The sequence below is a fragment of the Cellulomonas sp. CW35 genome (assembly GCF_052378485.1).
Taxonomy (GTDB): Bacteria; Actinomycetota; Actinomycetes; order Actinomycetales; family Cellulomonadaceae; genus Cellulomonas; species Cellulomonas uda.
Window position 1 is genome coordinate 2884092 of sequence record NZ_CP199000.1, and the last position, 23570, is coordinate 2907661.

19 protein-coding genes and 1 tRNA gene are annotated in these 23570 nt (G+C 74.2%); 7 read left to right on the plus strand and 13 right to left on the minus strand.

Annotated features, from left to right (window positions below; translation table 11 throughout):
- Positions 1-14: 14 nt before the first annotated feature.
- Both ACT17Q_RS13140 and ACT17Q_RS13145 read right to left on the minus strand, forming a co-directional pair.
- Positions 15-2111, minus strand: coding sequence for an acyltransferase family protein (locus ACT17Q_RS13140; RefSeq protein WP_444662924.1), 2097 nt, complete (start codon positions 2109-2111; stop codon positions 15-17).
- 19 nt (positions 2112-2130) lie between these two features.
- Positions 2131-3660 carry a sugar transferase gene (locus tag ACT17Q_RS13145; protein ID WP_094181971.1) on the minus strand — a complete coding sequence of 510 codons (1530 nt, stop codon included), beginning with the start codon at positions 3658-3660 and terminating at the stop codon, positions 2131-2133.
- Between the two features lie 431 nt (positions 3661-4091).
- Here ACT17Q_RS13145 and ACT17Q_RS13150 point away from each other — a divergent pair, with 431 nt between their 5' ends.
- From ACT17Q_RS13150 to ACT17Q_RS13165, 4 genes are all read left to right on the plus strand, one after another.
- Positions 4092-4238, plus strand: a complete 147-nt coding sequence (locus ACT17Q_RS13150; RefSeq protein ID WP_444662927.1) for a hypothetical protein — start codon at positions 4092-4094, stop codon at positions 4236-4238.
- A 94-nt stretch (positions 4239-4332) separates the two neighbouring features.
- Complete coding sequence (locus ACT17Q_RS13155; protein ID WP_444662929.1) at positions 4333-5607, plus strand: hypothetical protein; 1275 nt, start codon at positions 4333-4335, stop codon at positions 5605-5607.
- Positions 5608-5717: 110 nt separating this feature from the next.
- Positions 5718-6692, plus strand: a complete 975-nt coding sequence (locus ACT17Q_RS13160) for a DUF6492 family protein (RefSeq protein WP_444662930.1) — start codon at positions 5718-5720, stop codon at positions 6690-6692.
- 219 nt (positions 6693-6911) lie between these two features.
- The gene (locus tag ACT17Q_RS13165) at positions 6912-9113 is read left to right on the plus strand and encodes a right-handed parallel beta-helix repeat-containing protein (RefSeq protein WP_444662932.1); all 2202 of its coding nucleotides are present in this window, start codon (positions 6912-6914) and stop codon (positions 9111-9113) included.
- 67 nt (positions 9114-9180) lie between these two features.
- On the opposite strand, the gene pth is transcribed toward ACT17Q_RS13165, so the two are convergent.
- The 6 genes from pth to ACT17Q_RS13195 all read right to left on the minus strand — a co-directional run bounded on the left by pth (position 9181) and on the right by ACT17Q_RS13195 (position 15979).
- Positions 9181-9801: an aminoacyl-tRNA hydrolase gene (gene pth / locus ACT17Q_RS13170; protein WP_094181967.1), complete on the minus strand. Its 621-nt coding sequence runs from the start codon at positions 9799-9801 to the stop codon at positions 9181-9183.
- A gap of 117 nt (positions 9802-9918) precedes the next feature.
- Positions 9919-10515 carry a 50S ribosomal protein L25/general stress protein Ctc gene (locus ACT17Q_RS13175; RefSeq protein ID WP_444662935.1) on the minus strand — a complete coding sequence of 199 codons (597 nt, stop codon included), beginning with the start codon at positions 10513-10515 and terminating at the stop codon, positions 9919-9921.
- A gap of 264 nt (positions 10516-10779) precedes the next feature.
- Positions 10780-11259 carry a hypothetical protein gene (locus ACT17Q_RS13180; protein ID WP_444662937.1) on the minus strand — a complete coding sequence of 160 codons (480 nt, stop codon included), beginning with the start codon at positions 11257-11259 and terminating at the stop codon, positions 10780-10782.
- A gap of 60 nt (positions 11260-11319) precedes the next feature.
- Positions 11320-12306, minus strand: a complete 987-nt coding sequence (locus tag ACT17Q_RS13185) for a ribose-phosphate diphosphokinase (RefSeq protein ID WP_094181965.1) — start codon at positions 12304-12306, stop codon at positions 11320-11322.
- Positions 12303-13997, minus strand: coding sequence for a bifunctional UDP-N-acetylglucosamine diphosphorylase/glucosamine-1-phosphate N-acetyltransferase GlmU (gene glmU / locus ACT17Q_RS13190; protein ID WP_444662939.1), 1695 nt, complete (start codon positions 13995-13997; stop codon positions 12303-12305). The genes ACT17Q_RS13185 and glmU overlap by 4 nt, the downstream gene beginning before the upstream one ends.
- Before the next feature lie 131 nt (positions 13998-14128).
- Positions 14129-15979 (minus strand): DUF4012 domain-containing protein, encoded by a 1851-nt coding sequence (locus ACT17Q_RS13195; protein WP_444662941.1) that lies wholly within the window; start codon positions 15977-15979, stop codon positions 14129-14131.
- Positions 15980-16259: 280 nt separating this feature from the next.
- On the opposite strand from ACT17Q_RS13195, the gene ACT17Q_RS13200 reads away from it, so the two are divergent.
- Positions 16260-16535, plus strand: a complete 276-nt coding sequence (locus tag ACT17Q_RS13200; RefSeq protein WP_444662943.1) for an isoamylase early set domain-containing protein — start codon at positions 16260-16262, stop codon at positions 16533-16535.
- Positions 16536-16580: 45 nt separating this feature from the next.
- Here ACT17Q_RS13200 and ACT17Q_RS13205 read toward each other — a convergent pair.
- Positions 16581-16652, minus strand: a tRNA-Gln gene (locus tag ACT17Q_RS13205).
- A gap of 187 nt (positions 16653-16839) precedes the next feature.
- Between ACT17Q_RS13205 and ACT17Q_RS13210 the strand changes: the two genes are divergently transcribed.
- On the plus strand, positions 16840-17505 hold the full coding sequence (locus ACT17Q_RS13210; RefSeq protein WP_232514573.1) for a TetR/AcrR family transcriptional regulator: 666 nt from the start codon (positions 16840-16842) through the stop codon (positions 17503-17505).
- Between the two features lie 9 nt (positions 17506-17514).
- Positions 17515-18021, plus strand: a complete 507-nt coding sequence (locus ACT17Q_RS13215; RefSeq protein ID WP_094181961.1) for a MarR family winged helix-turn-helix transcriptional regulator — start codon at positions 17515-17517, stop codon at positions 18019-18021.
- Positions 18022-18036: 15 nt separating this feature from the next.
- On the opposite strand, the gene ACT17Q_RS13220 is transcribed toward ACT17Q_RS13215, so the two are convergent.
- The 4 genes from ACT17Q_RS13220 to ACT17Q_RS13235 form a co-directional block, all read right to left on the minus strand.
- Positions 18037-19827: an ABC-F family ATP-binding cassette domain-containing protein gene (locus ACT17Q_RS13220; protein ID WP_444662946.1), complete on the minus strand. Its 1791-nt coding sequence runs from the start codon at positions 19825-19827 to the stop codon at positions 18037-18039.
- Positions 19828-19990: 163 nt separating this feature from the next.
- Complete coding sequence (locus ACT17Q_RS13225; protein ID WP_444662948.1) at positions 19991-20941, minus strand: 4-(cytidine 5'-diphospho)-2-C-methyl-D-erythritol kinase; 951 nt, start codon at positions 20939-20941, stop codon at positions 19991-19993.
- Entirely contained in the window at positions 20938-21933 is a 996-nt protein-coding gene (locus ACT17Q_RS13230) for a ribosomal RNA small subunit methyltransferase A (RefSeq protein ID WP_444662949.1), read from the minus strand. The genes ACT17Q_RS13225 and ACT17Q_RS13230 overlap by 4 nt, the downstream gene beginning before the upstream one ends.
- 117 nt (positions 21934-22050) lie before the next feature.
- Positions 22051-23277: a resuscitation-promoting factor gene (locus ACT17Q_RS13235; protein ID WP_094182472.1), complete on the minus strand. Its 1227-nt coding sequence runs from the start codon at positions 23275-23277 to the stop codon at positions 22051-22053.
- Positions 23278-23570: the final 293 nt, after the last annotated feature.

Consider the following 23570-nt stretch of genomic DNA (forward strand, 5'->3'; position numbering starts at 1 on the left):
GGCGGGTGGTCCCGTCAGTCGAGCACCTCGTCGAGCGCGGCTCCCAGGCTCGGCGCGAGCGAGCGCATGTACGTCGTCGTGACGTGCTGCGCCTGGTGGTAGACGAGGACGTCGCCGATGACGGCCGGGCACGTGTCCTCGACGCAGAACCGGTCGGTCAGGTCCACGAGGTCCGCGCCCGGGGTCTGCGAGACGGCCTCGACGAGCGGGTCCGCGCGAAGGCTCCGACCGGGGTCCGTGCCGCACCCCAGCGGCCCGCGCTCCTCGACGCAGACGGGCGTGCTCGGGATCCCGGCGTGGGTCGGGTCGGGGTTGTCGCGGATCGCGACGACCTGCGAGCCCGCCTCGAGCAGCGGCGCCCACGCGTCGGTGAACCCCTGCACACCGGACGGGTCCTCGGTGTAGACCGTGCCCGCCAGGGCCGAGGTCACGACCACGTCGAAGTCGCCCTCGGCGAGCGCGCGCAGGACGTTGCGCTCCCACACGCCGCACGCCTCGTTCGACGTCCCCCGGCCAGCGGGGCGGGTCTGCGTCACGGGGCAGCCCGAGCGCAGGTAGGTGGTGACCTTCCAGCCGCGCTCCTCGCCCACGAGGTCGAGCGCGGGCGCCCACTGCGCGGCGTGGGAGTCACCCACGAGCGCCACGGACGTGGCGCCCGACGGGTCGCCGAACGTGCACGTGCGGGCCTCGGTGGTGGTGCTGCGCACCTGGCACCCGCGGTTGAGGATGCCGAAGTCGTCCAGGTCGGCGATGACCGGGTCCGGCACGACGTCGCCGCCCGGCGCGCAGTCCGCGTCCAGCGCCGCCGCGCCGAAGCAGTCCCCCGCCGCGGCGACGCGCGCGTCGAGCTCCGCCCATGCCTGCTCCCGCCGGTGCTCGACCGTGCGGTCGGCCGCGAGGGCCGGGACGGCGACGAGCGCCATGGCGCACGCGACGGCCACCCCGATGACCCCGGGCCGTACGTGGGCGGACCCCGAGCCGGGGCGGTAGCGCTCCATGAGCGGCACCTCGACGTACCGGCGGGTCAGGTACGCGAGCGGGAAGGCCAACGCGACGGCGGCCACGCGTCCCCTCGCGCCGGACGCCTGCGACACCACGTACGGCAGCAGGACGATCAGCGGCCAGTGCCACAGGTACAGCGAGTACGACATGTCGCCGACGACCTGCACCGGACGCCACCGCATGATCCGCGCGGGCCCCCACCGGGTCTCGGGCAGACCGGCCGCCAGGACGGCGGCCGCGGCCACCACCGGGATGCCGGCGACCCACCCCGGGAACGGGGTGCGCGCCGAGAACAGCAGCGCGCAGGCGCCGATCACCGCGAGCCCCGCCCAGCTCGCGAGCGCGCGGCGGTCGCGGGGCAGGAGCCCGAGCCGGTCGGCGACCAACCAGGTCAGACCGCCCGCGGCGAACTCCCACGCGCGCGTCGTCGTGACGAAGTACGCGGCCGACGGCTCCTGCGCGGTCCGGTACACCGACCAGGCGAGCGAGACGAGCGCGAGCGGGACGAGGACGGCAGCGAACGCGAGGCGCCACGAGCGGGTGCGCCGCGAGACCAGGAGCCCGAGCAGCAGGAGCGCCGGCCACACGAGGTAGAACTGCTCCTCGGCCGACAGCGACCAGAAGTGCTGGACCGGGCTGACGTTCGCGGCCGGGGCCGAGTAGTCCGTCGCGTTGCCGGCGAGCAGCCAGTTCTCGACGTAGAGGGCGCTCGCGGCGATCTGCTGCCCGAACTGCGGCCACCGGCTCTGCGGCACGACGGCGAGCGTGACGGCGAGCGTGAACGCCAGGACCAGCAGCGACGCGGGCAGCAGGCGCACCGCGCGGCGCGCGTAGAAGCCGCGGAACGTGAAGGTCCCGCGGCGCAGCGGCTTGACGATGTGCGCCGTGATGAGGAACCCGGAGATGACGAAGAAGACGTCGACGCCGATGTAGCCGCCCGGCAGGCGTGCGGGCGCGACGTGGTACGCGAGCACGAGCAGCACCGCGACCGCGCGCAGCGCCTGGATCTCGGGGCGGATCTCGCTCGCCGACCCGCGCAGGCGCTGCGCGGTCGCCACGTCGTCGGCGCGCTCCTGCTCGGCGAGGCGGGTGCTGCTCGTCGCCGTCACGGCCACTGCGGTCCGGCCCTCAGTAGGCGCCGGTGGAGAGGAACACGGCGCGCGCGGTCTTCCACAGGATCATGAGGTCCATCGCGAACGACCAGTTGTCGGCGTACCGCAGGTCCAGACGCACCGAGTCGGCCCAGTCGAGGTCGGAGCGTCCGCTGACCTGCCACAGGCCCGTGAGCCCCGGCTTGACGCGCAGGCGGCGGTGCACCTCGTCCTCGTACTCGCTGACCTCGCCGGGCAGCGGCGGTCGGGGGCCGACGAGCGACATGTCGCCCCGCAGCACGTTCCACAGCTGCGGGAGCTCGTCGAGCGAGTACTTGCGCATGAACCGGCCCAGCGGCGTGACGCGCGGGTCGTCGCGCATCTTGAACAGCACGCCGTTGCCGTCGGAGGAGGCCTCGAGCGCGGCCCGGCGGGCGTCCGCGTCGACGTACATCGAGCGGAGCTTCCACATGGTGAAGGGGCGCCCGTCGACCCCGATCCGCGTGTTGCGGTAGAACGCGGGCCCGGCCGAGGTGAGCCGGACCGCCGCGGCGAGCACCAGCACGACGGGTGCGGCGGCGAGCGCGAACAGCGGCGACAGGATCCGGTCCATCACGGCCTTGGCGACGATCCGCCGTCGCGGCGGCGCCACCTCCACCTCGAGCAGCGGCAGGATCCCGACGGGCCGCACGCTCAGGCGCGGCCCGCTGACCTCGACGAGGTCCGGCATCATCACCATCTCGGCGCCCGCGCGGTCGAGCGCCCAGCCGAGCCGGCGCGCGGCGGGGCCGCTCAGCGTGCCGCTGGTGACGATGACGACCTCGATCGCGTAGTCGGAGACGACCTGCGCGATGTCGGCGACCGCCCCGAGCACGGGGACGTCGACGAGCGGTGCGCGGTCGTCGACGGACGGCAGGCAGAGCCCGACGACGTCGTAGCCCTCGTAGGCGGTCTGCTGGAGCTCGTACGTCGCGCGGGACGCGTCCTGGGGCCGCCCGACGACGAGCGTGCGGCGCATGTCCAGGCCGTGCTGACGCCGGTGGTGCAGCCGCTTGCGCGCGGCGTACCGCAGCAGGCAGGCGAACGCGACGGCGCTCGGGATGCCCGCGAACACCACGGCGCGCGGGACGGGCAGCTCGAACGTGAAGGCGAGGCCCACCACGGCCGCGGCCACGGCCAGCCCGCCGGTGACGACGGACTGGAACTCCTGCGCACCGACCCCGATCCGACGGGCGTCGTAGCCGCGCGTCAGCGCGATCGCGGCCGGCAGCACGACCCCGGCGGCCGCGGCCCACGCGAGCGTCGCCCCCTCGACGCCGATGGTCGTCGCGGTGAGCGCGAGCGCCACGAGCGACGCCGACAGCGCGTCGGTCACGACGAGCAGGGCGCGCGAGCGCCGCGAGCGCACCGCCCAGGTCCGTGCGACGACCGTCGGGGCGTTGAACGGCGTCCTGCGCGGTTCGAAGGGTCGCGTCGACGCCCACGACCGGCGCGGCTCGCGCGAACGGGCGCGGCGGTCGAACGACTCGTAGACGTCAGGTCCACCACGGTCGGCCGTCAGCGTCATGTCAAGCCCCCCAGGGTTCCCATGCGTACGGCGAGGTTACTGCGCGATCCGTCCCTGTCTACACCGGTTCGTCCGATTTCACCCGGTTCGCTGTCACTCGACCGAGTGCGCACGGAATTGCGCGCGGGTGAAAAAGCGCAGAAATGCGGATTGTGGCTCGGCTCACGTCCGACTTGGTCCTTACGCCCCAGAAGTCCCGACAAACAACGCGTAACCATGGAATGGCCGCGGAGAGCACATCCCCCCCGCTCTGGTCCGATCCGGACCGCGGCAGTAGGCATCCCCCCCAGGAGATTTCTGTGCCCATTTCCACGCGCGTCCCGTCCCCCTCGCCGTCCCCCACCTCGGCATTCACAACTTCCTCATCGAATCCCCGCCGGCGCGTTCTCGCGACGGCCGGTGCCGCGACCGCCGTCGCGCTCGGCATGGTCGTGACGAGCACCACCAGCGCCTCGGCGTGGGGCGCACCCGACAGCACGGCCCCCGAGTCCGAGGCCGTGTCGACCCAGCCGTACGCCGTCGACACGTTCGACCGCGAGACCACCAGCGGGTGGGGCGAGGCGTCGTCCGGCGCCTGAGCACTCCGCCGCGGCGTCCGCCTTCCGGGCCGAGGGCGGCGTCGCCACGACGGCGCTCGGCAGCACGGGCGGCAACCAGTCCTCCTTCCTCGACGTGTCGTCGACCGACACCGAGCTGCAGGCCCAGGTCGGCCTCGCGGCGCTCCCGAAGAGCGGCACCGTGGACCTGTACGCGACCGCCCGCGCGCTGGACACGACGTCCGGCTACCGCTTCAAGCTCAAGGTCCAGACGGACGGCACCGTGGTCCCCAGCCTGCTGCGGGTGAACGGCACGAGCGCCTCGACGATCGCCACGACGACCGAGCGCCTGCGCCTCGACCCCGCCTCTGACCTGCAGGTTCGCGTCCAGGCGACCGGCACGTCGCCCACGGTCGTGTCCGCCAAGGCCTGGCCGACCGGCACGCAGGAACCCGACGCCTGGACGCTCACCGCGAGCGACTCGACGGCCGCGCTGCAGACCGCGGGCGGCGTCGCGTTCACCACGTACGCCCCCGCGACGGCCGGCGCCGTGACCTCGCAGGTCGCGGACGTGTGGGCCGGCCCGACCGACGCCGCGCGCGACCTGAGCGCCGACAAGACCCTCGCCCCCACGCCCGGCACCTACGTGCCGAGCGCCTCGACCACGGGCGTCCCGCGCGGCACCTACCTCCAGGTCCACAACGGTGACCTCACGATCACGAAGGCCGGCACGGTCGTCAACGGCATGGACATCCGGGGCTTCGTCACGGTCAAGGCCAAGGACGTCGTCATCGAGAACACGATCGTGCGCGGCCGTGCCACCGACGTGGCGCGCGGCCTGGTCGTCGTGGAGTCCACGGGGTCGCTGAAGATCTCCGACTCGGAGCTGTACAACTCCACGCCGAACTGGCTGGTCGACGGCCTGCGCGGCAGCGGCACCATCGACGCGACGCGACTGAACATCCACGACGTCATCGACAATGTGCACTTCTACGGTGACAACAAGAAGCTGACCGCTTCCTGGCTGCACGACACGCTGCATTACGAGAATGACCCGAGCCACTCCGACGGGACGCACGACGACAACGTGCAGATCGTCAAGGGCGCGAACATCTCGCTGATCGGCAACCGCATGGAGGGCGCGTACAACGCGGCCATCATGGTGACGCAGGGCCTCGGCACCGTGACCGGCCTGGTCATCGAGCGCAACTTCCTCGACCACGGCGCCTGCACGGTCAACGTGGCCGAGTCCGGTCGCGGCGCGATCGCCCTGCAGATGAGCGGCAACACGTTCGGCTCGCACAGCCGCAAGGGGTGCGCGTACATCGCCCCGACGACGACGACGAGCAAGAGCACCATCACCTCGAACACCTACGAGGACGGCTCGGCCATCACCCTGAAGAAGGGCTGACCCGCGCGGTCGTCGACCGCTGACGCCGAGGGGACCGTCCCGGGGAAACCCGGGACGGTCCCCTCGCGTCTTCGCTACGCTCGCCGGACCCGTGACTGGAAGGACCCGCGGTGCCGGCACTCACGTTCGTGACCCCCGTCTTCGAGGCGGAGGTCCAGCTGCTCGGGCTGCAGGCGCGGTCGTTCGCGCGGCACGCCCCGTCCGACGCCCGCGTGGTCGTCCTGGACAACACCCGCCGGGGCCTGCGGGAGGTCGACGCGCTGGTCCGCGCGTACGGCGCGCTCGCCCCGCGCGTGCGGGTGCTGCGCCCGGCCGACGTCACGGACCTGCCGACGACGTCCGGCTGGCGCAGCCAGCAGATCCTCAAGCTCGCGGTGGCCCGGCTCGTCGAGACCCCGCACTACGTCGCGCTCGACGCGAAGAACCACTTCGTCGCACGGCCCGACGACGCGTTCTTCGTCGCGGCGGACGGACGCGCGCGTGTGCGCGCGTACTCCTACACCGAGCACACGTTGCGGCCCGCGCTCGAGCGCGTGTGCCGGTACCTCGGCCTCGACCCGGCCGAGCACGTGGGCCGCTTCGCGGCGACGACGACGCCGTTCACGCTCGACCGCGAGGTCGTGCTCGCGATGCTGGCGGACGTCGAGTCGGCCGCGGGGCGCCCGTTCGCGCGCGAGTTCCTGGCGCACGACCTCACCGAGTTCTTCCTGTACGCGGGTTGGCTGGCGCGGCGCGACGGCACGCTCGAACGGACCCTGGAGCTCACCGACGAGCCGAACCCGGTGGTGTGGCCCCGGCTCGCGACGCCGCAGGGCGTGCGCGCGGTGCTCGACGCGGGCCGCGACCTGCCGGTGCTCGGCCTGCACCGGGACGCCGTGCCCCGGCTCGACCCGCAGGCGACGGCGCAGCTCGCGGGCTTCTGGGCGGAGCGCGGGCTGGTCGACGCACCGGCCGACGGGGTCGCGCTCGTCGCGTCGATGCGCGCCCGGTACGACCGTGAGCGGCGTCGCCGGCAGATCCGCGAGCTGCCCGCCCGGGTGCTCAACGTCGGGCGTCGCGCCCTGGCCAGGGGCTCACGGCGGTGAGAATCTCACATTTCGGACAACTGTCTAGGTGGGCGCTGCCGCAGGTCAGCAAGGTCACGACGCGGTAACGGTCCCTGGTCACGGGCAGAGGGTCTCGGCCGAACGGGTGAATTCTTGTACGTTCGGCGCACCCGCCCGAGGTCGATCCTCCCGACCTGCCGTATTCGCGCCGATGTCCTCGTCACCCGAGCGGCCCAACCCGAGACCCAGGAGGTGCTCGTGCCCGGACGCCACACCGCTCCCCCCGGTGCGCGCACGACCGCGCTCGACAGCCCCCGCCGCCGCCAGCTCGTCGCACTCGCTGCGATGGCCTGCGCGGCCGTCGTCCTCGCCACGACCATCGCGACCCAGGCGTCGTCCGCCGACACCGCCGTCCACCGCCCCGCGGACCCGCTGCGCGTCCTGAAGGGCACCACGCTCGCGGCCGGCGCGTCCACGACCGTCACGCTGCCGTCGGTGCCCAGCGGCACGACCGCCGCCGAGCTGCACGTGAGCGTCAAGCCCAGCAAGACGAACGCGACCGTCCGCGTGTGCCCCGGCACCGCGTCGACGTGCAGCAACCCCCGGACCGTCACGGCCGCCGGCGGGTTCGCCAACGGCTCGGTCCTCGTCGCGCCCTCGTCGGGCAAGGTCACGCTCACCGCGCTCGACGGCGCGAAGGTGTGGGCAGACGTGCGCGGCTGGTCGCTGCGCTCGACGAAGACCGACGCGCGCGACTCCCGGTACCTGCCCGTCGAGCCCCGCCGCGCCGGGACCGTGTCCCTCACGAGCAAGAAGACCCGCACGGTCTCGCTGTCGGGCGTGCCGAAGAACGCCACGGGCGCCGTCGTGCGCCTCACCAGCGCCGCCGGCGCGACCGCGACGAACATCGGCGCGTGCGCGACGGGCAGCTCGCCCACGTGCAACGGCACCACGTTCCTCAACCCCAGCACGTCGCGCGCCGCCCAGGCCTCCGGCGTCGTCGCCCTCGGCGGTGACGGGTCGCAGGTCAACCTGTACGCCACCGGCGGCAGCGCCCACGTCTCGATCGACATCGACGGCTTCTACGTCACCGCGTCCACGCTCCCCGACGGCGGCCTTCTCGCGCCCGCGTCGGGCTCGCTCGACGCCCGCGTCATCAGCCCCGGCTCGTCGTCCACGCTCACGCTCTCGCCGCCGAGCGGCGCGACCGCCGTCCACCTGCGCGTCCGCGTCTCCGGCGCGTGGCGCGAGACGGTCGTCGCCGCCTGCCCCGGCACGTCGGCCACGGCGCGGTGCCGCTCGACGTCCCTCGTGACCGCCTCGTCGTCGGCGCCGACCTACGGCGACGCCGTGATCCCCCTCGGCGGCTCCGGCGGGAAGTCCGTCACGCTGACGAACACCGCCGCGAGCGTCAAGGTCGCGCCCGAGGTCCTCGGCTGGGTGGTGGGCGGCAAGACCGTCACCGTCGCGTCGACCTCGGCCACGACGAGCGCGACGACCAAGGCGACCGCCACCGCCACCGCGAAGGCCACGGCCACCGCCACCGCCAAGGCGACCGCCACGGCGACGCCCAAGCCGACCGCGACGGCGACGGCCAAGCCCACCTCCTCACCGTCACCGACGAGCTCGCCGCGCGCCACCACGGCGCCGACGACGCCCGCCCCGTCGCCCAGCGCGAGCACCGGGACCGGCGGCAAGCCGGGACCGAGCAACACCGGCGTGCCGTCGGGCGTGTCCCTCAAGGTCCACGACGGCGACCTCGTCATCAAGGAGGACGGCGCCGTGATCAGCGGGCTCGACATCCGCGGGTTCGTCGACGTCCGGGCCTCGAACGTGACGATCAAGAACTCGATCATCCGCGGCTACAAGGTCAGCACCGGCCGCTCGCTCGTGCAGAACACCAACGGCGCCCCGCTGCTGATCCAGGACAGCGAGCTGTTCGCGGCGTCCCCGTCGTACTGGATCGACGGCGTCCGCGGCGCGAACATCACGATGCGCCGCGTCGACGTGCACGACGTCATCGACTCCGTCCGCATCACCGGTGACGACGTCCGCGTCGAGGCGTCGTGGCTGCACGACAACCTGCACTACGCCAGCGCGCCCTACCAGGAGGACGGGACGCACGACGACAACATCCAGATCCAGCGCGGCTCGGACATCGTCATCACCGGCAACACGATCGAGGGCGCCTACAACGCCGCGATCATGTACTCCCCGGGCCTGGGCGTGGTGTCCGACGTGACCGTGTCCGGCAACTGGATCGACGGCGGCGGGTGCTCGGTCAACATCGCCGAGCAGGGTCGCGGCCCGATCCAGGGGCTCGTGTTCAGCAAGAACACGTTCGGTCTCGACACCCGCGTCGACCGCTGCGCGATCATCTCGCCCTCGACGACGGTCCCCAAGGTCTCGTCGAACTACTACGAGGACGGCAAGACCGTCGCCGTCCGCCAGGGCGGCTGACGCAGCCGCCCACGCAGGGCTCCGACGCAGGGCGGTCGCTCCCGAGCGGCCGCCCTGCGTCGTGCCGTCAGGGCTTGGTGTGGAACCGCTGCTGCGCCGCCTCGAGGCCCTCGAGGACCACGGCCTCGACCGCGTCCGCGGCGCGGTCGACGAGCCAGCCCAGGTCCTTCGCCTCGGTCGTCGAGAAGTCCTTGAGCACGAAGTCCGCCGGGTCCTGGCGGCCGGGCGGGCGGCCGATGCCGACCCGCACCCGCACGTACTCCTTGGTGCCGAGCGCCTTCGTCGTGTCGCGCAGCCCGTTGTGGCCGCCCTCACCGCCGCCGCGCTTGAGGCGGACGTCCGCGAACGGGATGTCGAGCTCGTCGTGCACCATCACGACGCGGTCCACCGGGACGTCGTAGTACTTCGCGAGCGCGGCGACCGGGCCGCCGGAGACGTTCATGTACGTCGTCGGCTTGGCGAGCACGACCCGCGGGCCGGGCGCTCCGCCCGGCAGGACGCCGAGCCGCGTCTCGGCCACGGCCGCCTGGGGGCGACGGGACAGCAGCCCGCTCGCGCGCGCCCCGAACGACGAGCCCGTGCGCCGCGCGAGCTCGTCGAGCACCATCTGACCGACGTTGTGCCGGTTGCCCGCGTACTGCGGTCCGGGGTTGCCCAGACCCACCACGAGCCACGGTCCGTCAGCCACTGGTCCTCCTCGGTCGTCGGGTGCGTGAAGTCGTCGGGGTGCGCCGACGCCCGGCACCGCACGTGACGGTACCGGGCGTCGGTCGCAGGTCCGCGGGCCGGGCCCGCGTCGGAGGTCTCAGGCCTCGGCCGGCGCCTCGGCGGCCTCGTCCGACTCCTCGCCGAGGTCCTCGGCGGAGACGCGCGGCGTCGAGATCGTCGTGACGACCGTCTCGGCGTCCGTGACGAGGGTCGAGCCGGTCGGCAGCGTGACGTCGCCGGCCTTGATGATCGCGCCGTCCTCGAGGCCGTCGATCGACACCTCGACCGACTCGGGCAGGTGCGTGGCCTCGGCCTCGAGGGCCAGCGTCTGCGTCTCGACGACGTGGATGGTACCGGGCGCGGACTCGCCGACGATGACGACGGGGATCTCGACCGAGACCTTCTCGCCCTTCTTCACGATCAGCAGGTCGACGTGCTCGATGATCTGGCGGACCGGCTCGCGCTGGACGTCCTTGGCGAGGGCGAGGACCGGCTTGCCGTCGACCTGGATCTCGAACAGGGCGTTGGCGTGCTTGACGGCGAGCATCGTCTCGTGGCCCGGGAGGGACACGTGGACGGGCTCGGTGCCGTGCCCGTACAGGACGGCGGGGATCTGGCCGGCACGGCGCAGGCGACGCGCGGCGCCCTTGCCGAACTCGGTGCGGGTGGTGGCGGCGAGCTTGACCTCGGACACGATGACTCCAGTGATGCTGGGCGCACGGGGGCGCGACGTACGAGAACGGGTGCGGCACGGGGCCGGTGGTCTGGCGGTGGGCCGACGAAGGGCCCGGTGGCCTCGACGCGGGGCGCAGGACGGGCGCACGCGGAGGCGCTCGCCCAGTCGATCACGGACCGGAAGCGGTGTGGACCGTCCGACGTCCCTCGCCGAGGCAACCTGAGGATCTTACCCGCTCACGTGGCCCGGCTGAAACCCGGCGGCGCGGGGTCGGGCGTGGGGTCAGTCACCCGCCGCGGGCTCGTCGCGGCGTTCGAGCACGCGCACGGGTCCGGCGACCACGGTCGCCCCCGCGGGGACGTCCCTCACCACGACGGCACCCGCGCCGACGCGGGCACCCGCGCCGACGGTCACGGCGCCGATGATCTTGGCGCCCGCACCGATGTACACGCCGTCGCCGATCGTCGGGGAGCCGAACCGCGGGCTCGTCTCGATGTCGTTCTTGCCGATGGTCACCTGCTGGTAGACGGTGACGCCGCGCCCGATCACGGCGCCGGGTGCGATGAACACACCGATCGGCTTGTGCGGGAACACCGGCGGTCCGGCGAACGTGGTCAGCAGCGAGATGTACCCGCCGAACTCCTCGAGGTAGAGCTTGTGCACGGCGGCGTGGAGCCGCCGCAGCGGGCCCCGCGCGCGCAGCGTCCGCTCGCGGTGCGCCCACCAGCCGCCCGACAGCCTCACGAGGATGCGCACCAGCACGGGTGCAGGCTCCCACACGAGGACGGCCCCGCACACGGGGCGTCTCGGGGGGCGGTCGGCTCAGGCGTTGCCGTCGAACAGGCTGGTGACCGAGCCGTCGTCGAACACCTCACGGATCGCGCGCGCGATGAGCGGCGCGATCGACAGGACGGTGAGCTGCTCGAAGCGCTTGTCGTCCTCGACGGGGAGCGTGTCGGTGATGACGACCTCGCGCACCCCGCACGACGAGAGCCGGCCGACGGCCGGCTCGGACAGGATGCCGTGCGTCGCCGCGACGATGACGTCCTTCGCGCCGGCCTCCTTGAGGACGCGCACCGCCTCGGAGATGGTGCCGGCGGTGTCGATCAGGTCGTCGACGAGCACGCACGAGCGGCCCTCGACGTCGCCGACGACGCGGTTGGCGACCGCCTTGTTCGCGGTGCGGACGTCGCGGGTCTTGTGGACGAACGCGAGCGGGCCGCCGCCGAGCTTGGCCGCCCACTGCTCCGCGACGCGGATGCGGCCCGCGTCGGGCGAGACGACCGTGACGTTCGTCAGGTCGACGCGCGAGCGCACGTAGTCGACGAGGATCGGCATGGCCCACAGGTGGTCGACCGGGCCGTCGAAGAAGCCCTGGATCTGCGACGTGTGCAGGTCGACCGACATGATGCGGTCCGCGCCGGCGGTCTTGAACATGTCCGCCAGCAGGCGGGCCGAGATCGGCTCGCGGCCGCGGCTCTTCTTGTCCTGGCGCGCGTAGCCGTAGAACGGCGCGATCACGGTGATGGTCTTGGCCGAGGCGCGCTTGAGCGCGTCGACCATGAGCAGCTGCTCCATGATCCACTTGTTGATCACGGGCGACGCGTGCGACTGCAGCACGAACGCGTCCGCGCCGCGCACCGACTCCCCGAAGCGCGTGTAGATCTCGCCGTTCGCGAAGTCGTACGCGCTGGTCGGGACGAGCTCGATGCCGAGCTCGTCGACGACGGCCTGGGCCAGCTCGGTGTGCGCCCGGCCGGAGACGACGACGAGCCGCTTCTCTCCGTCGTGGGAGATGATCCCCGTCATCGCGTGCTCGTCTCCTCGGTGCCGTGCTCGGCGGTGGTCTGGCCCCCGGTGGGGCTGGGCGGATCGGACAGCTGCGCCGGCTGGCCGGGCAGGCCGGGCGGGGGCGTGACGGGGATGCCGCGTGCGGCGGTGGCAGCGCGCTCGAGCTCCGCGCGGGCCTGCGGCGAGAGCGACCCGTCGAGCGGGGTGCCGGCGGCGGGCGCGGCGGCCTGCGCGGCCTTGGCGGCGGGCGTGCCGGCGCGCGAGCGCTGCACCCAGCCCTCGATGTTGCGCTGCGCCCCGGCGCTGACGCCGAGCGCGCCCGCGGGCACGTCGCGGCGGATGACCGTCCCGGCGCCCGTGTAGGCGCCGTCGCCGACCGTGACGGGCGCGACGAACATGTTGTCCGCGCCCGTGCGGGCGTGCGAGCCGATCGTCGTGCGGTGCTTGTTGACGCCGTCGTAGTTGACCGTGACGGATGCGGCGCCGATGTTCGAGTGCTCCCCGATCGTCGCGTCGCCGATGTACGACAGGTGCGGGACCTTCGAGCCCTCGCCGATCTGCGCGTTCTTCGTCTCGACGAACGTGCCGATCTTGCCCTTGCGGCCGAGGACCGTCCCGGGGCGCAGGTACGCGAACGGGCCGACGCTGGCCTTCTCGCCGATCACCGCGAGGCTGCCGTGCGTGCGCACGACCGTGGCGCGCGGCCCGACCTCGACGTCCGTGAGCGTGGTGTCCGGGCCGACGGTCGCGCCCTCGCGCACGACCGTCGCGCCGTGCAGCTGCGTGTTCGGCAGGATCGTGACGTCACGCTCGAGCTCGACGTCCACGTCCACCCACGTCGTCGCCGGGTCGACGACGGTGACGCCCTCGCGCATCCAGTCCTCGAGGATGCGGCGGTTCAGTTCCGCGGCGAGCGCGGCGAGCTGCACGCGGTCGTTGACGCCCTCGACGACGTACGGGTCGTCGGCGCGCAGTGCGCGCACGTGCCCGCCGTCGCCCCGCGCGATCGCGAGCACGTCGGTCAGGTAGACCTCGCCCTGCGCGTTGTCGCGGCCCAGGCGGCCGAGCGCGCCGCGCAGCACCGCGGCGTCGAACACGTAGATCGAGGAGTTGATCTCGCGGATCTCGCGCTCGGCGTCGCTCGCGTCCTTGTGCTCGACGATCCGCAGCACGTCACCCGTGCCCGGCTCGCGCACGATGCGCCCGTAGCCCGTCGCGTCCTCGACCTCGGTGGTGAGCACCGTGACGGCGTTGCCGTCCGCGTGGTGCGCCGCGAGCAGCTCGCCGAGGGTGCCCGCGTCGAGCAGCGGGACGTCACCCGCGACGACGACGACAGCGCCCTCGAGCAGCACGCCCGACGCCGAGCCCGGCACCCCGGGGCCGTCGAGCGCCGCGACGGCGCTCGCCTGTGCCGCGGCGTCGAGCGCGGTCATCGCGACCTGCACGGCACGGCCCGTGCCGGGGATCGCGTCCTGGTCGGCGACCAGCGCGGTGGGGACGTGCTCGGTCACGTGCGCCGCGACCTTGTCCCGCTCGTGCCGGACGACGACGACGACCCGCTCGGGGTCGAGCGCCTGGGCGGTGGCGAGCGCGTGGCCCAGCATGCTGCGACCGGCGAGCGTGTGCAGGACCTTCGGGGTCGCCGAGCGCATCCTGGTTCCCTCACCTGCGGCGAGGACGATGACGGCAGCTGGGCGGGGGACGGTCACCTGTGGGTGCTCCTCGCGGGGGTGTGCCCGACGATCCGGGCGTGAGATCCGTGCGCGCCCGCCACTCTACCGCCGCGTCCGGGCACGCCCGCGCGCGGTGGCCGAGTCACGGGTCACACCGCCGTGCGGCGTCAGGGCGCCGCCGCACCGCACACCGCGACCGGCCCGGTGCGGCCGTGCTGCAGGGTCGGCGTGCGCTCGACGCGCACCTCGTCGGTACCCGCACCGGCCGTCACCTGGACGTCGAGGGTGGCGGTCTCGCCCGGTGCGAGCCGCACCGTGAGCGCACCCGCCTGACGCCCCGCGTGCTCCTGCACCCCCGGGCCCACGGACTGCGCCTCGCCGCCGTCGCGCGCCACGCGGATCTCGCCGAGCGCACCGCCGCGCGGTGAGTACAGCAGCACCTGGGTCGTGAACGACCCGGCGGGCGTGCCGTTGTCGCCGCCGCCGGTGACGTACTCGGGCAGCGCCGTCGCGGCGTCCGCCGGCGCGGTGCTCGTGAGCGTCAGGTGCAGCCACGTGCTCGCGCCGTCCGCGGTGCAGGTCGCGTCGTCGACCGTGAGCGCGGTGTCGAGGTAGTAGTCCATCTTCGAGACCGTCGTGTCGTTGAGGAACACGCCGGCGGTCACGTCCGCCGTCGCGTCGTCGGCGAGGAAGTCGTGCACCAGGCCGACCTCGCGCAGCCGCTCCCGCACGGCGTCGTCGGACGTCCACACCGACACCCGCCCCTCGCCCACCACGTCACCGACCGCGTCGACGAGCGCCGACCCGGAGTACCCGCCGGCGAACGTCGCGGCGACGACGGACTGCGCGACCTGCGCGAAGAACGCGTCGGAGTCCGCCGCGTGGGGGTAGCGGGCGTACGCGGCCGACAGCAGGGTCTCGACCGCGTCGTCGGACGTGAGCGTCGTGCCGTCGGGCGTGGTCGTCGGGCCGATCACGTCCAGCAGCCGCGCGAGGACCACCGGGTCGACCGTGAGGACGCCGTCCACGGTCCGGCCCGTCTCGCGCGTCCACAAGGCGCTCGCGAACGCCGCCGTGCGGGCGAAGTCCGGGGTCGCCGTCACCGCCTGCATGTACCGCGCGGGCACGTCGCCGAGCAGCGCGCGCTCCGCCGGGTCGAGCGGGACCACGGGCTCCTCGGGACGGCCCATCGTCCGCGCGGGGTGCTGCGCCCCCACCGTGATCGCCCCCGCGTCCGCGCGCACCTCCAGCACCGAGCCGACGATGCCGCCCGCGCTGCGCAGCTCCGCCGGGTTGAGCACGAGCACCAGGTACGAGCGCGGGCCGTCGACGCCGAGCAGCGGCGGGACGATCGCGAGCGCGGCATCCGCGGCCTCGAGCCGGTCGCGCAGCTCGACGAGCTGCGCGCGCGCCGGGACGAGCCGGTCCGCGAGCGCCGGGACGAGCGCGTCGGCGTCGACCGCCTCGAGCCGGGACACGCCCGCGTCGACCGCCGCGTAGGCCTGCGCGACGGCGGGTGCCATCGCGTCGAGCCGCGCCACGTCGACCCGGCCCTCCTGGGGCGTGAGCGCGGCTGTCGAGAAGTCCCCCGCGACGTCGACGAGCGGCGGCAGCGCGTCGTGTGCGAGCGCGTCGACCGCGTCGGTCGCGGCCGAGACCGCCGACACCTGCGCACCCAGCCACGGCGCGTGCTCGGCCACGCGCCACACCGGGTCGCCCGTCGCGCGGCTCGCGCGGTCCGCCGCGTCCTGCAGGCCGGGCAGCACCCCGCCGACCGCGGCGACGTCCCCCGCGCTCACCGCGTCCCGCACCGTGCCCAGGTGGGTCTCCGCGTCCGCGAGCGCCGCCGCGACCTGCGTCCCGCGCCACGCGAGCCACACCCCCGCGAGCACGACGATGACCAGCACGACGACGAGCGACAGCAGCACGCGCCGCCCCCACCGCCGCCCGCTCGGAGCGGCTGCCGCACCGGCGGGCTCTCCCCCCGCACCCACCTGCACGTCAGCCCGCTCGGACACCCGGCCCCCGTCCCCACCAGCCCGGCCGGTGCTCACCCGGCCGCGGCACGGCCTGCTCCCCCGAGGCTAGGTGTCCGGTCTGACACCCGTCAGCAGGGTTCGTCCCGATTCACCCGGTTCGGCGCCGACCGATCGGAGCACGGCGTCACACACCGGTCACCCGCCCGGGGTCTGCTCGTAACAGGACCGCGCCACGATGCCCGCGACACCCGTCATCGCCGAACCGTCACCGCACGCACCCCCGTGCCGGCCACGCACCCACCCGAACAGCGAGGTCCCGTTGCTCAAGAAGTCCCGCGCCGCGTCTGCCACCCGCCTCACGTTCGCGCTGCCGACGACGGCCGTCGACGGTCCCGTGAGCGTCGTCGGCACGTTCAACGACTGGACGCCCGGCGCGCACGTGCTGCGCCGCCGCTCGAACGGCACGTCGAGCGTGACCGTCACCGTCCCGCCGGGCACGGTCGTGCGGTTCCGCTACCTCGGCGAGCACGGCCGCTGGTTCGACGACGAGACGGCGGACGAGGTCACGCCCGAGGGCTGCCTGGTCCGCGCCTGACCCACCGGGCGGGCCGGCCGGTCAGTCGCGGCGGGCCGGGCCGGGCTCCGCCCCCAGGATTCGAACCTGGACCGCAAGGCTCCAAAGGCCTGCGTGCTGCCGTTACACCAGGGCGGATCGTCGGCGGCGCGCGCGCCGCCGACGGCGCCCCAAGTCTGCCAGCCGGACGAGGCCGCCCGGTCGCGCCGGGGGCGGGGCGGTCGGGTGACCTGGGCGCCCCGGCGCGGGACCCGGGCCCGGGGGCGGGGGGTGGCACGGCATGATGGGCGCCATGGCGGAGAGCAGACGGGCACCCCGGTCGCGGATGACGGGGGTCCAGCGACGCGCGCAGCTGCTGGACGTGTCGCGCACGCTGTTCGCCGAGAAGGGGTTCGAGGGCACGAGCGTCGAGGAGATCGCGGCACGCGCCGAGGTCTCCAAGCCGGTCGTCTACGAGCACTTCGGGGGCAAGGAGGGCGTCTACGCGGTCGTCGTGGACCGTGAGGTGCAGGGCCTGACGGGCGCGCTCACGGGTGCGCTGGAGGGCGGCGGGCACCCGAAGGTCCTCGTCGAGCGGACCGCGCTCGCGCTGCTGTCGTACATCGAGGCGAACGAGGCGGGCTTCCGCATCCTCGTGCGTGACTCGCCGGTCGCGCAGGCGACGGGCACGTTCTCGAGCCTCATCGGCGACGTCGCCACGCAGGTGGAGCACCTGCTCGCGGACGAGTTCCGGAAGCAGGGGCAGGACCCGAAGACCGCGCCGATGTACGCGCAGATGCTCGTCGGGATGGTCGCGCTCACCGGTCAGTGGTGGCTCGACGCGCGTCGCCCGGGCAAGTCCGAGGTCGCGGCGCACCTGGTGAACCTCGCGTGGAACGGCCTGCAGGGCCTCGAGCGGCGCCCCTCGCTCACCAAGGTCACCGCGGGCGAGGCGCCGGCCGGGCGGGCCGAACCCGCGCCTGTCCGCCGCCGTTCTGTCGACGTCGAGTAATCTCGGCGTATGGCGGAGACGGCTCACGACGAGGTCGACCGCATCGTCGCCGCCTGGAACCGGGAGCGGCCCGACCTGGACGTCCGCCCGCTCGAGGTCCTCTCCCGCGTGAGCCGCCTCGCGCGGCACCTGGACCTGGCCCGCCGGGGCGCGTTCGACCGGCACGACCTGGAGACGTGGGAGTTCGACGTCCTGTCCGCGCTGCGTCGCGCGGGCACGCCGTACCGGCTGTCGCCCGGGGCGCTGCTGACGCTCACGCTCGTGACGTCGGGGACCATGACGAACCGCATCGACCGGCTCGCGGAGAAGGGTCTGGTCGAGCGTCAGCCGTCCCCCGACGACCGGCGCGGTGTGCTCGTGCAGCTCACGCCCGCGGGCCTGGCGCGGGTGGACGCGGCGTTCGCGGACCTGCTGGACACCGAGCGCACGCTGCTGGCGGACCTCACCGAGGACGACCGCACGCGACTGGCCGACCTGCTGCGCTCGGCGCTGCTGCCGTTCGACGCCCCGCACTGACGCCGGCACCGCCGATCAGCCCGCGACGTCCGCGACCTCGAGCCACGCCTCCTCGAGCTCCTCGCGCTCGGCCGCGAGGGTGCGCAGTTCCGCGTCGAGACGCTGCACGGCCTCGTGGTCGGTGGCCTGCTCGGCCATGCGGGCGTGCAGCGCGGACTCGAGGTCGGCGATCTTCGCCAACCGGCGCTCGATGCGCGCGACCTCCTTGCGCGCGGCGCGCACGTCGGCGGCGCTCGGCGAGCCCGTCGTCGTCGCGTCCGTCCCCGCGGCAGGGGCGCCCGACGACGAAGCCGCGCCCTCGAGCGCGACGCGCCGCAGCTCGAGGTACTCCTCGACGCCACCGGGCAGGTCCCGCAGGTGCCCGTCGCCGAGCAGCGCGACCTGCCGGTCGCACACGCGCTCGAGCAGGTACCGGTCGTGCGAGACGACGATCAGCGTGCCCGGCCAGCCGTCGAGCAGGTCCTCCAGGGCCGCGAGTGTGTCGGTGTCGAGGTCGTTGGTCGGCTCGTCGAGCAGCAGCACGTTGGGCTCGCCGACGAGCAGGCGCAGCAGCGACAGGCGCCGGCGCTCCCCGCCGGACAGGTCCTTCACGGGCGTGCGGGCGCGGTCGCGCGTGAAGCCGAGCCGCTCGACGAGCTGGGCGGCGGTCAGCTCCTTGCCGCCGACGACGACCGAGCGCTTCTCGGCCTCGACGACCTCCACGACCCGCAGGTCCGCGACCTCGTCGAGGTCCTCGACGTCCTGGCGCAGCTCGGCGACCTGGACGGTCTTGCCGCGCTTGACCCGTCCCGCGTCGGGCGCGAGCCGCCCCGACAGCAGGCGCAGCAGCGTCGTCTTGCCCGCGCCGTTGACGCCGACGACGCCGTACCGGTCCCCCGGTCCCAGGCGCCACGTGACGTCGTCGAGCAGCGTGCGCCCACCGAGCGCGACCGTGACGCCCTCGACGTCGAGCACGTCCTTGCCGAGCCGGGCGGTGGCCATGCGGGACAGCTCGAGCGGGTCGCGCGGCGGGGGCTCGTCAGCGATGAGCGCGTTCGCGGCGTCGATGCGGAACTTCGGCTTGGACGTGCGCGCGGGGGCACCGCGGCGCAGCCACGCGAGCTCCTTGCGCAGCAGGTTCTGCCGCTTCTCCTCGGTGACGGCCGCGGTGCGGGCACGCTCGGCGCGCGCGAGCACGTACGCGGCGTACCCGCCCTCGTACTGGTCGACCGCGCCGTCGTGCACCTCCCACGTGCGCGTGCAGACCGCGTCGAGGAACCACCGGTCGTGGGTCACGACGACGAGCGCGCCGGGCCCGCGCGAGAAGCGCTGGTTCAGGTGCGCGGCGAGCCACGCGACGCCCTCCACGTCGAGGTGGTTGGTCGGCTCGTCGAGCACGAGCACCTCGTCGTCGCGCACGAGCAGCGCGGCGAGCGCGACCCGGCGGCGCTGCCCTCCCGAGAGCGTGCTGACGTCTGCGGTCACGTCGACGTCGGGCAGCAGGCCCGCGTGCACGGCGCGGATGCGCGGGTCGGAGGCCCACTCGTGCGCGTCGGCCGTGCCGTGGATCGCGTCGAGCACCGTGCCGGAGCCCAGGTCGTCGCGCTGGTCGAGCATCGCCAGGCGCACGCCGCCCGCGCGGGTCACGCGCCCGTCGTCGGGATCCTGGACGCCCGCGAGGACGCGCAGCAGCGTGGACTTCCCGGCGCCGTTGGGCCCGACGACGCCGACGCGCTGCCCGTCGTCGAGACCCAGGGAGACGCCGTCGAGCAGGACCCGGGTGCCGAGCGCGAGGGTGACGCGGTCCGCGCCGAGGAGGTGAGCCATGAGGATCTAGAGGCTACCGGCCCCGGCGCGCCGGGCTCACCGCGTGAGGAACGCCCCCAGGGCGTCGAGGATCTGCCCGCAGCCGGACTCCCGGCCCGTGACGCCCTCGGGCCCGTAACTAGTGACCCGTCGCGGGGTGTCGTCACGAGGTGGTGGGGATCGTCTAGTCCGACGTCGACACGACGCGCGCACCCGCGACCGGGCCCGTCGCCGTGAGCACGCGGTCCGCCGCGCCCGACGCCGTGAACGCCGCCGCGAGCACGAGCGCGTGCTGCCTGCTGCGCCCGAGCGCCGCGACCGTCGGGCCCGAGCCGGAGACGACGACACCGAGCGCGCCCGCGTCCCGCGCGACGCCGAGCGGCTCCGCGAGGCGCGGGTCCAGCGACAGCGCCGCGTCCTGCAGGTCGTTGTGCAACGCCGCGCCCAGCGCACGCGGGTCCCCCGCGCGCAGCGCCTGCAGCAGCGGCACGTCGTCGTCCAGGTCCGGCGGCAGGCCCAGGTCGGCGGCACCGTCACGCAGCGCGTCCAGCTCGCCGTACACCGCGCCCGCCGACAGGCCACGCCCCTGCACCGCGAACGCCCAGTGGAACTCGCCGCGGCCCAGCACCGGCGTCAGCAGGTCACCCCGGCCCTGGCCCACGGCGGTGTGCCCCTGCAGCACGAACGGCACGTCCGAGCCGAGCTGCGCCGCGAGCTCCATCAGCTGCGCCCGCGAGAGCCCCGCCCCCCACAGCGCGTCGCACGCGAGCAGCGCCGCCGCCGCGTCCGCCGAGCCGCCCGCCATGCCGCCCGCCACCGGCACGCCCTTGTCGATGTGCAGGTGCACACCCTCGTCGATCCCCGCCGCCTGCGCGACCAGCTCGGCCGCGCGCAGCGCGAGGTTCGAGGCGTCCGTGGGCACCAGCTCCGCCTGCGGGCCCGAGACCGTCACCACCCGCTCGTCACACGTGCGCGCGACGACCTCCTCGAACACCGACACGGCCTGGAACACGGTCGTCAACGGGTGGTACCCGTCGGGCGACACCGGCCCCACGTGCAGCGACAGGTTCACCTTGCCGGGGGCACGCACACGGACCTCGCGGGTGATGGCGACCTCCACCGGGCTCAGCGTCACGGCCCCACTGTGCCAGCAGGCGCGCCACGGCGCGTACCGGCCAGCTGCTCCGCGACCCGCGCGAAGCCCTCCACGTCGACCGTCTCCCCCCGCGCCTGCGCGTCCACGCCCGCGGCCGCGAGCGCGGCCGCCGCCGCCTCGTTCGAGCCGAACAGCGGGGCCAGCGCCGCGCGCAGCATCTTGCGTCGCTGCGCGAACGCCGTGTCGATCACCTCGAAGACCTCCAGGCGCGTCGCCGACGTCGTCGGCGGCTCACGGCGGTCCAGGCGCACGAGCGCCGAGTCGACGTTCGGCACCGGCCAGAACACCGAGCGACCCACGGTCGCCGTCCGGCGCACGTGCGCGTACCACGCCGCCTTCGCGGACGGCACGCCGTACGTGCGGCTCCCCGGCGGCGCCGCCAGCCGGTCCGCGACCTCCGCCTGCACCATGACCAGCGCGTGGTCGAGCGAGTCGAACCGCTCCAGGAACGTCAGCAGCACCGGGACGGACACGTTGTACGGCAGGTTCGCGACGAGCGCGCGCGGCGGCTCACCCGGCAGCGCCCTCACCTCGAGCGCGTCCTGGAGCACCACCGTGAGGCGCGCGCGGCCCTCGTCGTCCCGCAGCACCACGGGCTCGTCGGACGCGCGCTCGTCGGACGCGTGCTCGTCGGACGCGTGCTCGTCGGACGCGTGCTCGTCGGACGACATGGCGTCCGGGTGCAGGCCCGCGTGCTCCGCGACCGTGCTCGGCAGCAGGCGCGCGAGCACCGGGTCGATCTCGACCGCGACCACGTCCGCACCCGCCTCGAGCAGCCCCAGCGTGAGCGACCCGAGGCCCGGCCCGACCTCCACGACCCGCATGCCGGGCTCGACCCCCGCCTGGCGGACGATCTTGCGGACGGTGCCCGCGTCGAGCACGAAGTTCTGCCCGAGGGTCTTGGTCGGGCGCACCCCGGCGCGCTCGGCGAGGTCGCGGATCTGCGCGGGGCCGAGCAGCGTGACGGTCATGGGCGCCAAGCCTACGAGGGCGCCCGCCCCGGGCGCGCACGCGTGCTGCGTGCGGCCGGGGCGAGCGCCCTCGTCGGACGTGCGGCCTCCCTCATCGGGGAGCCGGCGGGACAGCGGTCAGCTGAACAGCCGCGGGCCGCAGTGCGGCCACTGGCCCGCGCCGGAGCGCAGGTAGAGCATCTTGGCGCGCGAGGTCTGCTCCGCGGGCGACGCCTGCGACGGCAGACCGGCACCGCCGACCGAGCGCCACGTGCCCACCGAGAACTGGTAGAGCCCGTGGTACAGCCCGTTGGCCGAGACGATCGTCGGGTTGCCACCCGACTCGCACTTCGCGAGCGCGGCCCAGTTCAGCGAGTCCGCGTCACGCGTGTCGCCGATCGGGCCGCCCTTCGAGGAGCCACCGCCGCCGCCCGTGCTGACGACCGGGCGCTTCTTGGTGCCGACCGACACGACCTCGTGCACCGGGTTCACGGTCTGCGTGTCGGCGACGAGGACGCGCTTGGTCTCCTTGCCGTCGACCGTGGTGACGCGCTCGACGATCGTGCGCGTGCCGGGCACACCCTTGGTCGTCACGACCTGCGTGCCCACGTAGCGCGAGGCGTCGTCCTTCTCGCTCGAGGAGAACGCGACCTCCTCGGACCGCGTGACGGTCCGGACCGAGACGCGCTGCACGACGACCCGCACGTGGCGCTCGTCGTCGTTGGCCAGGCGCACCCGGTCGTACCCGCCGAGCGCGATGCCCGCGTCCTCGAGCGCGTCCGCGACCGTGGTGCGCACGTCGCCGACCTCGAGCTCCTTGCCGTCCACCACGATCGTCGCGGGGCCGCGCAGGGACAGGTCGAGCGAGAGCTCGGGGCGGCCGCCGCCGGAGCGCGACGCGACGAGCTGCACGTCCGGGTCACGCACGGCGAGCAGGTCGAGCGCCTCGTCGGCGGTCAGCGCGGTGGTCCACACGGTGCGGTGCTTGCCGTCCTGCGCGACCGTGACGCGGTGCGCGTGGCGCACGGTCACGACGTCGCCGTCGGACAGGCTGCCGGCCGGGTCGACCGAGTCGCGGGCGCCGGTGGCGACGCCCTCGTCGGACAGCAGGCCGTCCACGGACCCGGCGAACGTGGTCACCGTGCGGGTCGTGCCGTCGACGTCGAGCGTCACGGTCTTGTGGGCCTGGGCGTAGACGGCCGTCCCGCCGGCGGCGACGAGCGCGCCGGCCGCGACGAGCGCGGGAAGAGCCAGGCGTCGGCCCGGTCGGCCGCCCTGCTCGGTGGTGGTGTCGAGCGGAGCCGTGGGCTCCGTGGTGGCACGCGTGCGCGTGAGCAGGCGTCCGATGCGGGTCGAGAAGGGCACGGGGCTCCAGCCGTCGTGGTTCCCGGGCACGGGGAGCGGGTGCGTCCCGCAGGACGCCCGACGTCGCCGGTCGCTGCGCACGCGGGGCGTGCGCGCTGGGCGTGTGGCGACTGGAGGGAGTCGTCACCGTCGGTCCCGGATCCCCGATCCGGCTGTCGCTCGCGGGCCGCCGTCCAGGCCGGTGCGCGAGGCCGCGGCGAGCGGGCAGGACCCTGTGTGCTCACACGACGACACGCGACCGTAACCCGATCGTGATCATCCCGCCAAGCGTCACGGCGGGCGAAGCGGGACGT